The sequence below is a fragment of the Pseudoalteromonas sp. KS88 genome (genome assembly GCF_004766475.1).
Classification (GTDB): domain Bacteria; phylum Pseudomonadota; class Gammaproteobacteria; order Enterobacterales; family Alteromonadaceae; genus Pseudoalteromonas.
The window spans coordinates 1-4916 of sequence record NZ_PYHV01000036.1; the positions used below are offsets into that span (position 1 = coordinate 1).

Consider the following 4916-nt stretch of genomic DNA (forward strand, 5'->3'; position numbering starts at 1 on the left):
CATAAGCTTATATATTTGCAACCATATTGGATTCATCCGCTGGTATATCGGAATATACAGACTTTGCTTTTGTTGAATATTCGTTTTTCTTTGCGTAATTACTGATATTTTGAGCCAAAGGGTCATTTTTAGCATTTTGTTGTTGACTGTTAATATCCATAGGTGAGTTATTACCTACTGAGAACTTACCACCAACATCAGCACCATTTATTGACTCAACTTGATATGAATTACCATCTTTAGTATTGACAACCATATTGCCATCTTTGGTAACTTGAACATTTTCAACGTCATCCATCTTTATATTGCCGATATCACATACGCCACTACCATTACATTCGGCGGTATAACCTGTAGGGTCAGTGCCACTGAGCGGATTATTCATAATATACGAATAGGGGTTAATACTCTGGCTATTCGTTGGGCTTTGAATAACGGGGTCTACCGACATAAACCTGCCAAGGTTATAATCGTACTCCCGACCGTTCATATGGATCAGCTCTACATTATCTAAATGTTCGAGGTCGGTAAAGCCTCTTCGAGTTTTGGCATTCTCTAAATCACCTAGTTTTGAATTACCATACGGCTTTAACCCGCCATTTGCTAAGCGTGGTTTACCAAATGGGTCGAAGTTTCGTACCGCTTCAACTTGGCCGTTGTGGTCGGTAAATACCCGTGCGCTGCCTAAAAATTTAAGATGGGTGTCTTGTTTATTTTCATTCCATCGCTCCTCTTTTAGAATCATGTATCTAACATTGTAAATAACTCTGAAGACGAACTTGCAATGATATCAATGGAACATTCTGCCAGCTCCCCTGAACCTGCGACTCTGACTAGCGCACTATTATTGCTTATGAGTTCAGTTATAAAACTATCAACATTAAATGGAGATCCATTAAAACTAAGTTCTTTTAAATAGGCTACTTCAAAGTAATTACCAACCCGTTCAGATTCAAATGCTAAGCTATGCTTTGACAGATAAAGTTGAAAGCCAATATTATCCCTAACAAGGGCTATTCCTAAATCCAAATTATCAATCCCTAGTCGGGCTATACCTGAAAACTGTAAGCCTTCACTTCCCTCTTTAACATGCTCTTGAGAAAAATCTCTATCATTTATAGCTTCCAAAACCTTATGAAGCTTTTTCAGGCGTTTCCACAACCCATAGTGCCTTGTTATTCTTGTGGCAGGTTGCCATATACTATCGCTTGCAAATAAATAGAGTTCATATCCAGAAAATAAACTCTTAACTAAATCAGACTTTGCTACTTTGGCATTCTCCTCATCAAGCTCTGCTGTTGATACACCTCCCTCAACAGATTCTGAAATATATGTTAGAGCTGAAATATTCCCTTGTAGCTCCGGAGCACACGAATAAGAGTCGTCACTTAAAATGAAAGAGTCATTTTCTTTAAATAAGTTAGGGCTAAATATTTTCCTAGATCTAATAGTCATAATGTCCCTTTTCTGCGTCATTAAAATGTGGCCCTCGGTTATGAATATTTCCTGGACTATAGAAATGTCCCGCTGCATCTCTGCGAATAGAAATTTCTCTAAACCCTCCAGAGCCATTTGGAACTCTGAACCAGTATGTTTCCCCTGGTTGTGGAACACCCCTTCGGTCAAAATTTGGAGTTACTCTTGATGGCTGTTGCGAAACTGGGATTCCCATCCTTCTTTTCGCTTCTCTAAATGCACCATTTCTCCCTGCTCCAATAGGAGTTAAATTAATAGCAGGTGAATCTCGCATCCCCCGCAAAGTTTGCTCCAAAAACTGAATATCCGCTCGGTTAGTGGGTCGATTAGGTCTTGCAACACTGAAGCTTGGATCCAACTCTCTAATTTGTCCAAACAAAAAATTATAGCGGGCGTTAATTAAATAAACTAGACAGCCACTTTAATTAAGTAAATAAAACTGTGCGACTAAGTTTACTCTTTTGGGCTAGAAACTTATTTCTTTTCTGTTATCACTAACACATCGTTCATTAAGTGAGCGCTTATCACTGTAAACCTAAATTACACGCATAAAAATAACTGCATGATTGCAGTTGTAATTCTTATTGAGGACTTTTAACTTTATGCCAACAGCTTTTCGCTGTTGCTGACGTTGCTACGCCGTTTTCTGTTCAAGTTTTCACAGTAACTCTCTTGTGAGGTCGTCCTACCTACTGCGCCATGAAATACCCGCGTAAATTGCGTAGTCAGTTTTAACCAGTTTTCTGGGGATATATTCACTCTTTCTAGTAAAAGTAAATGTGTGCTTTCAATATACCCGCGTTTGCCTTCTCGTATACAACGCCCTGTTAATTCAACCAGTTCAAGGTAGGATTTAAGTTCAAACGGTAATCCTTTTGGCATAATTTGACGTGGCATGCCGGCAAAACGCAATAGTTTTTTTGGTTGCTTGCCTTCTGTTGCGCTTTCTAATCGTGTTTGCACACTCGTATGTGATGACTCTTCTGGTGTGTTTGCCATTTTTGCCCTGATAGGATTTAAATCAACGTATGCCATACAGGCGGCGAGTGCAGCTTCATCAAGCAAGGCTTGTGATTTAAAACGGCCCTCCCAAAACCTGCCCGTGCAGTTATCTTCTTTATTCGCTTTACGCGCTATATCTTCATTTAGCAGCCGCATAAACCAGCTAATACTTGATAAGCGTTCGCGATACTGTTTGACCGTTTGATTAAAAAAGATGAGTTCTGCTTTACTTAGCTTCTCACCTTGTACGTATTTCTGCGTTAACAAGGTGCCTTTACACAGTTTATGCCAGCGAATAACAATCGCTTTGTCATTAAGTCTGTTGGCTTTTTTATCATCTACATACAGCACTAAATGAGTGTGGTTACTCATGACTGCATAAGCACATACATCAATGCAAAATACCTTGGCTAATCCAAGCAGCTTATCTTCAACCCAACCTCTGCGATGCTCAAAAGACTGACCTGTAAAAGGATCTTCACCGCACAAGAAAGCACGGCGCACGCAACGTGAAATACAGTGATAATACTTTGTATCAACCAAACTTACTTGACGCTTTCTTGCAATTGCCATGTGACACCCTAATCATATTTTGCACTAATTAAAAGTTAGTGCAAATTATAAAAAATACAAACATTAAGATGGGTGTCTTCTTTGTTTCTTAGGGTGGGTGTCCTTTTTATTTCTTGACCGTTTGATTAAAAAAGATAAGCTCTGCTTTACTTAGCTTTTCACCTTGTACGTATTTCTGCGTTAGCAAGGTGCCTTTACATAGTTTATGCCAGCGAATAACAATCGCTTTATCATTAAGTCTGTTGGCTTTTTTATCATCAACATAGAGTACCAAATGGGTGTGGTTACTCATTACAGCATAAGCGCACACATCAATACAAAATACCTTGGCTAATCCAAGCAACTTATCTTCAACCCAGCCTCTGCGATGCTCAAAAGACTGACCTGTAAAACGATCTTCACCACACAAAAAAGCACGTCGAACACAACGTGAAATACAGTGATAATACTTTGTATCAACCAAACTTACTTGACGCTTTCTTGCAATTGCCATGTATCACCCTGTTTGTTTTTTGCACTAATTGAAAGTTAGTTGAAAATATAAAGAATACAAACTTTAGAATGGGTGTCTTGTTTATTTTCTCTCTATTGAAAGTTAGTTGAAAATATAAAGAATACAAACTTTAGAATGGGTGTCTTGTTTATTTTCCCTATACTTTGTATCAACCAAACTTACTTGACGCTTTCTTGCAATTGCCATGTATCACCCTGTTTGTTTTTTGCACTAATTGAAAGTTAGTTGAAAATATAAAAAATACAAACTTTAGGGTGGGTGTCTTTTTATTTACTCCGTAACTTTCGAGATTATAGTTCAAAGTGGGAATGTTTTATACGGTGATGATTGCTAGTGATGCTGAAGTTGGTGTGAAATTGTGATGATGTGTAAAGGGGCAAAAGCCCCTTACCCCCTTGGTGAGAACTCAAATGACACAAAAGCAATTAATACGAGTGCCCCTGCAATTGTAAGCCAGTAAGCCGCACCCCAACACCTGTTTCTTTCAACAAAGCAGGCAATTAGCCATGCCACGAAACTTATAACAAAATAGAATGCAAACCAGAAAGTTGCGAATGGGTTGAGGCCGCCCCCTAATACAATATTTCCCCAATGAATCACCACAATGATGACTAGATTAAGAAGGCTGAATAAAGTTGCAAAGGCATACAATCCTAAGGCAAGCTTGCTTTTTGTATGTTTCATCATCTTAACCCTGCTCCATATAGCTCCTTGGCCAACTCTCGCCTTCTAGAGTTGCCCACCTGTGACATTGGGGCATAATGGAAATGACCAGTTCCATTTCCAAATTGTTTAGCTAGAGGAATGAAAACGGCCGGATTAAACAAGCTTGCCCCTGACATACCCGCTCTAATTGTATCTCCATGTTGAACTAGGTCTTTGACTATTACATTTTTTATTGCTGGAGTTGACCTGAGTGTTTTCAAAAAGCTCGAATCAATAGGGGAGCCAACTAGTACAAGATTATCGACAGTGCCTCCTTTTTTGACGCGAGTCATTGCAACCTGAGCCGCAACCAGCGAACCATACGAATATCCAACCAAGTTAAATTGTCCTTTTCCGTCACCTTTGTTGATTAGGCGCTCTGGGGTGGAATTAATGCGGTCGCCTAGGTTGATTTCTTCGTTCAAAGCTAGAACACCAATAAACGCATCGAGGCCAGTTCCTAGCAAAGGATATTCCCCGTCATTCATGGACCATCTTGGTCCACTGACTGCATGAACATCAGAAATGCCAGCCTCTTGGAATGCTGTCACCATATCACCAATATAATCGCCGTCTATTCCAGCCCCACCGAAAAAGTACGTTCCATCATATTGACCATCACCACTGGTACTAGGCAAATCAATAA

5 protein-coding genes and 1 pseudogene are annotated in these 4916 nt (G+C 39.5%); all 6 read right to left on the reverse strand.

The window, feature by feature from the left end:
- Nucleotides 1-7 precede the first annotated feature (7 nt).
- Entirely contained in the window at nt 8-745 is a 738-nt protein-coding gene (locus C7Y70_RS19325; protein WP_135476568.1) for an RHS repeat-associated core domain-containing protein, read from the reverse strand.
- Entirely contained in the window at nt 742-1455 is a 714-nt protein-coding gene (locus C7Y70_RS19330; RefSeq protein WP_135476570.1) for a hypothetical protein, read from the reverse strand. The genes C7Y70_RS19325 and C7Y70_RS19330 overlap by 4 nt, the downstream gene beginning before the upstream one ends.
- Nucleotides 1456-2076: 621 nt before the next feature.
- Entirely contained in the window at nt 2077-3051 is a 975-nt protein-coding gene (locus C7Y70_RS19340; RefSeq protein WP_135476574.1) for a transposase, read from the reverse strand.
- A gap of 109 nt (nt 3052-3160) precedes the next feature.
- Nucleotides 3161-3544: pseudogene (locus tag C7Y70_RS19345) on the reverse strand (transposase); the annotation flags it as partial.
- Nucleotides 3545-3952: 408 nt separating this feature from the next.
- The gene (locus C7Y70_RS19350) at nt 3953-4252 is read right to left on the reverse strand and encodes a hypothetical protein (protein WP_135476576.1); all 300 of its coding nucleotides are present in this window, start codon (nt 4250-4252) and stop codon (nt 3953-3955) included.
- The coding region (locus tag C7Y70_RS20555) for an alpha/beta hydrolase (protein ID WP_167850850.1) at nt 4249-4916 on the reverse strand (668 nt) is incomplete at its 5' end. The genes C7Y70_RS20555 and C7Y70_RS19350, both read right to left, overlap by 4 nt.

Excerpts from the sequence above, each read along its gene's own strand:
- C7Y70_RS19330 (WP_135476570.1), bottom strand. The coding sequence starts at position 1,455 with ATGACTATTAGATCTAGGAAAATATTTAGCCCTAACTTATTTAAAGAA.
- C7Y70_RS19350 (WP_135476576.1), bottom strand. The coding sequence starts at position 4,252 with ATGATGAAACATACAAAAAGCAAGCTTGCCTTAGGATTGTATGCCTTT.
- C7Y70_RS19340 (WP_135476574.1), bottom strand. The coding sequence starts at position 3,051 with ATGGCAATTGCAAGAAAGCGTCAAGTAAGTTTGGTTGATACAAAGTAT.
- C7Y70_RS19325 (WP_135476568.1), bottom strand. The coding sequence starts at position 745 with ATGATTCTAAAAGAGGAGCGATGGAATGAAAATAAACAAGACACCCAT.